The organism is Heliobacterium mobile, assembly GCF_009720735.1.
In the GTDB taxonomy this organism is placed as follows: Bacteria; Bacillota; Desulfitobacteriia; order Heliobacteriales; family Heliobacteriaceae; genus Heliobacterium; species Heliobacterium mobile.
The window spans coordinates 1-4,594 of sequence record NZ_WNKU01000060.1; the positions used below are offsets into that span (position 1 = coordinate 1).

The 4,594-nt window shown below is 49.3% G+C and carries 2 protein-coding genes, 8 tRNA genes, 1 rRNA gene and 1 other RNA gene; 1 reads left to right on the forward strand and 11 read right to left on the reverse strand.

All coding sequences use genetic code 11. From position 1 onward, the window contains the following. The 10 genes from GJ688_RS19105 to GJ688_RS19150 form a co-directional block, all read right to left on the reverse strand. A 16S ribosomal RNA gene (locus GJ688_RS19105) occupies positions 1-703 on the reverse strand; the annotation flags it as partial. Positions 704-1,080: 377 nt separating this feature from the next. Continuing rightward, a tRNA-Arg gene (locus tag GJ688_RS19110) sits at positions 1,081-1,155 on the reverse strand. A gap of 26 nt (positions 1,156-1,181) precedes the next feature. Then, an RNA gene (rnpB, locus tag GJ688_RS19115) (RNase P RNA component class B) lies at positions 1,182-1,563 on the reverse strand. A gap of 55 nt (positions 1,564-1,618) precedes the next feature. Continuing rightward, positions 1,619-1,695: transfer RNA gene (locus GJ688_RS19120), tRNA-Arg, on the reverse strand. Between the two features lie 21 nt (positions 1,696-1,716). Next, positions 1,717-1,792, reverse strand: a tRNA-Thr gene (locus GJ688_RS19125). Between the two features lie 9 nt (positions 1,793-1,801). Then, positions 1,802-1,892: transfer RNA gene (locus GJ688_RS19130), tRNA-Ser, on the reverse strand. Between the two features lie 27 nt (positions 1,893-1,919). Beyond that, positions 1,920-2,013 (reverse strand) — tRNA-Ser (locus tag GJ688_RS19135). A 37-nt stretch (positions 2,014-2,050) separates the two neighbouring features. After that, positions 2,051-2,126, reverse strand: a tRNA-Met gene (locus GJ688_RS19140). Positions 2,127-2,133: 7 nt separating this feature from the next. After that, positions 2,134-2,208: transfer RNA gene (locus GJ688_RS19145), tRNA-Asn, on the reverse strand. A gap of 20 nt (positions 2,209-2,228) precedes the next feature. Next, positions 2,229-2,304: transfer RNA gene (locus GJ688_RS19150), tRNA-Ile, on the reverse strand. A 529-nt stretch (positions 2,305-2,833) separates the two neighbouring features. On the opposite strand from GJ688_RS19150, the gene GJ688_RS19155 reads away from it, so the two are divergent. Further along, the gene (locus tag GJ688_RS19155) at positions 2,834-4,060 is read left to right on the forward strand and encodes an MFS transporter (RefSeq protein ID WP_207708848.1); all 1,227 of its coding nucleotides are present in this window, start codon (positions 2,834-2,836) and stop codon (positions 4,058-4,060) included. 63 nt (positions 4,061-4,123) lie between these two features. Here the strand turns inward: GJ688_RS19155 and ppnP are convergent, their stop codons facing one another. Next, a complete protein-coding gene (gene ppnP, locus GJ688_RS19160) occupies positions 4,124-4,399 on the reverse strand; it encodes a pyrimidine/purine nucleoside phosphorylase (RefSeq protein ID WP_155478106.1) in 276 nt (91 codons plus the stop codon). Between the last annotated feature and the right edge of the window lie 195 nt (positions 4,400-4,594).

The window sequence follows — 4,594 nt, forward strand, 5'->3', positions numbered from 1 at the left end:
GCCACGGGTGTTCCTCCCGATATCTACGCATTTCACCGCTACACCGGGAATTCCGCTATCCTCTCCATCTCTCAAGACATCCAGTTTCCAAGGCCATTTCGGAGTTGAGCTCCAAGCTTTCACCTCAGACTTACATGTCCGCCTGCACGCGCTTTACGCCCAGTCATTCCGGACAACGCTTGCCCCCTACGTATTACCGCGGCTGCTGGCACGTAGTTAGCCGGGGCTTCCTCCTCGGGTACCGTCATTCTTCTTCCCCGAAGACAAGGGTTTACAATCCGAAGACCTTCATCCCCCACGCGGCATTGCTCCGTCAGGCTTTCGCCCATTGCGGAAGATTCCCCACTGCTGCCTCCCGTAGGAGTCTGGGCCGTGTCTCAGTCCCAGTGTGGCCGTTCACCCTCTCAGGCCGGCTACCGATCGTCGCCTTGGTGAGCTATTACCTCACCAACGAGCTAATCGGACGCGGACCCATCCAAGAGCGGATTGCTCCTTTGGTTGTCCGGGGATGTCTCCAGACAACGTTATGCGGTATTAGCAGCCCTTTCGAGCTGTTATCCCCCACTCTCAGGCAGGTTATCCACGCGTTACTCACCCGTCCGCCACTAAGCACTTCCACCGAAGTATCTGTGCTCCGTTCGACTTGCATGTGTTAGGCATGCCGCCAGCGTTCGTCCTGAGCCAGGATCAAACTCTCCACAAAAAATGTAGATAAGCTTGAGTCAAGCTCTATAACATCTTAACAAATCTATTCTTCTGTTTAAGCTAGCGCCTTTTCATCATGGCAATACATTCAAGCTTTACGCTTTTTAGTATACCGCCAAGACGCCCATGCTTTTCAGAAGGTTTATCCGTCCCGCTTGCGCGGGCCGAATTAACTTTGGTTTCGCACGCTTTTGCTTACAACTGTTTGATTTTCAAGGACCGAATTTTTCGCCCCTTTTCCGGGCGGAATGTAATAATATCACGTTTATTCTTTTGATTCAACTGGTATATTTAAGCATTTATTTGCTTAACAACACCTTTTGAAAATGGCCACTCTCGCAGAGTACTACGAAGATACTGACCTTGATTGAAATATGGTGCGCCCGGCAAGAATCGAACTTGCGCACCTGGTTCCGGAGACCAGTGCTCTATCCACTGAGCTACGGGCGCTTATAAAAAAGTGGGGATGCAACAACTCCGATAGCCCAGGTTCTGTCCCAATGTGGTTCTTGGCTTCCCAGCCTCCCACAGAAGGGGCAATCATTTTTCTACGATCATATGGCGATCGTCCCAGCGTCGATTCATTTCTCTCAGCCAGGTGCCTCTACACACTGAGTTGCTCGCTCGTGGGGTTTAGTCGTTCCACTCGTCGAGTTTCCCCGACGACTCGTCTCTATCCACTTTCAGGGTATTTGCACCATGGCCAAGATGGCTGTAGGATGCTTTCCCCGCCGTCAGTCTGCTAAAAAGCTGACTGCCCCGCCATTACGAACGGGCACGAACACTACATCCATCGCAGGATGTGCGAGCCTGGAACTTCCTCTACCGGGATTATCCCGGCAGCGATTGCCTAGAGTTATTGCCACTTTTCTTTTGTGTCTGCCAATTCGCCAGTTCGGCGCAAATAATAAAATGGCGCGCCTGGCACGATTCGAACGTGCGACCAACCGCTTAGAAGGCGGTTGCTCTATCCAACTGAGCTACAGGCACAAAAAGTTAAAAAGATGCAAATGGAGCCGATGGCCGGACTCGAACCGGCGACCTGCTGATTACGAATCAGCTGCTCTACCAACTGAGCTACAACGGCGTGGGAATATGGCGGAGTGGGCGAGATTTGAACTCGCGCTGGCCTTACGACCACTAACGGTTTAGCAAACCGTCCTCTTCAGCCACTTGAGTACCACTCCATATCTAAAAATATTCTCTACGTGTTCTGGCGGAGAGAAAGGGATTCGAACCCTTGAGACGAGGGGTACTCGCCTACACGATTTCGAGTCGCGCGCCTTCGACCAACTCGGCCATCTCTCCTTAGCCGTTTCCAAAGTTATAAAAGCAACACTTTGTTTGGTTGCGGGGGCAGGACTTGAACCTGCGACCTTCGGGTTATGAGCCCGACGAGCTACCAACTGCTCCACCCCGCGGCAATAATGGCTCCTCGAGTAGGATTCGAACCTACAACCTACCGGTTAACAGCCGGTTGCTCTACCATTGAGCTATCGAGGAATTATAGACCACTGTTCGTTTGGTGGGTCTAACAGGAGTCGAACCTGTAACCAACCGGTTATGAGCCGGGCGCTCTGCCAATTGAGCTATAGACCCAAATTTCTTGCCCTTTCGCCAGGCAGAAGACTATATTAACACGCATTATCCCTTAAATCAACTGGAACTTCTAACCAGAAAATTGTTTTTGACTCATTCAGACTATAAAAAGATCATAATACGAATATAATCTTCACTTTTGTATACCTTGAAAGAATGGCCTGTTCAAGACAGGAATTGTATCTTATCACTTGTCCTTCGAATTTACAACTGGAAATATCTCGGATACACTTTGTCTTTCCTTGTGATTAAACCTATTTTATGCTATTATACGATGTACTGGACATTGTCCAGCGAACATGGCTTCCTAAATTACGAATTGATTTAAAGGGTGAACTTGATGCGCAAATAATCCTATTCCATAATCAACATTCGTTATCTATCAACGAATCTGTTTTCTGGATAGGATAGGTATGCGCATTTTTATACCGCTTTTTAGTTCCCACTGCGCCAGTTCGCTCTGGTCTATGGGGCTATGTGTTCTTGCGCATTACCTCCTGTCTATGAAATGGACGCAGGAGGTTTTTTTATGCACCCATTTCGTTCCGGTTTGTTAGCGAACCGCGTTGTTCAGGCTATCATCTTGTCCGAAGTGTTTCTCCAAATCGGTATCTGGGTACGCAACTTCGCCGTACTGCTCTACGTCGTAGAGATGACCGGGGAAGATCCCTTTGCCGTCTCCATGGTCTCCGTTGCGGAATACGGACCGATCTTTCTGTTCTCCTTTATCGGGGGAACCTTTGCCGACCGCTGGCGGCCCAAGAAAACGATGATCTGGTGCGAACTGCTGAGCGCTCTCTCCGTCTTCGCTGTTCTTTTCACCTTAATGACAGGGTCATGGCAAACTGTCTTTTTCTCGATGCTCTTTTCAGCGATATTATCTCAGTTCTCCCAGCCGTCCGGACTAAAGTTATTTAAGCTGCACGTCCCTACCGAACAGGTTCAGGAAGGGATGTCTTTGTACCAAACGGTGTTTTCTGTTTTTATGGTCTTTGGTCCCATTTTAGGGACGCTGGCCTATCAGAGATTGAGTATCTATGGAGCCATCGCCATCACTGGGGTCGCCTTCCTGCTTTCGGCTGCTGCCCTGTTGGTACTTTTGCCGGAGAAAGATCCCGTTCAAGTTAAGGAAACTCAAACTTCGGTTCTGAGAGAGATGAAGGAAGGCATCCAATATTTGCTCTCCAAACAGGTCTTAACGCTGATGGGAGCCTGTTTTCTGGCGGCTGGATTGGCCATGGGATTGATCCAACCCCTCGGCGTATTCCTCGTTACAGAACGTTTAGGTCTAGCAAAAGAAAGTCTGCAGTGGCTGCTGACGGTATACGGGATTGGCATGATGCTCGGTGGCGGCTTATCGTTGACGATGGCGCGCAGGGTGGCTCCCCAAAAGCTGCTGGTCGTTGGTATGTTCGCAAATGCTGTTGGAATCGTGGCCACAGGGCTTTCGACCTCGTTAGGGTTGACCTTGGCGGCGCAGTTATTGAGCGGTATGTCTCTTCCAAGCATTTCGATCGGTATCAATACGATGATCATGCAAAACACGGAGAGCCAATTCGTAGGCAGGGTCAACGGGATTCTCAATCCCCTGTTTACCGGGGCCATGGTTGTTACGATGGGCATGTCCGGTGTGTTGAAGAATTACTTCTCCCTGGTCACCTTGTACCAAGCATCCGGTATTTTAATGTTCATCGGCATCTTGTTTATCCTACCGGTCTATCGCCGTCCCGCTATAGGGGAGGAAGTGGAAGCCTGATCATACAGCCAAGGCTGCGCCGCCCTGGAAAAGAGGGTCAACGACGGTAAGACGTTGTAAGGATTAGAAATAGTAGCACAGGTAAGCGACGTCTTGCTCAGCCTCTACCACAAAGGAAACATTTTTATCGACAACAAAAAATTCGCCGCTCATGACAGTTTGCCAATCCTGGTCCGGCAATTTCACCCGCAAGGAACCTGCCGTGATGACCATTTTCTCCTGGGTCGACGTACCGAAGGTGTATTGTCCTGGTGTGATGACCCCGACGGTAGCGACTCCATTTTCCGTCTGTAATTCTAAGCTCTGTACTTTCCCGTCAAAATAGCTGTTGTGTTTCATGAAATCTCAAATCCTCCTTTTATAATCAGCCGCCGGCCCTGGGCCGCAACTTGCCACTATTATACAGTATCGATAGCATCCTGCCATCGAAAAAACAGTTTTTTCCGATTAATAATGTACTCAAGTTTCGCAGATTAAAAATCGCGTTAAACCCTTAACCAGTATGGGAATTTCGCCAACAAATTCTGGTGCTTG

Bases quoted from the DNA above. Each gene is read 5' to 3' on its own strand.
- GJ688_RS19155 (WP_207708848.1), top strand. From the start codon at position 2,834: ATGCACCCATTTCGTTCCGGTTTGTTAGCGAACCGCGTTGTTCAGGCT.
- ppnP (WP_155478106.1), bottom strand. From the start codon at position 4,399: ATGAAACACAACAGCTATTTTGACGGGAAAGTACAGAGCTTAGAATTA.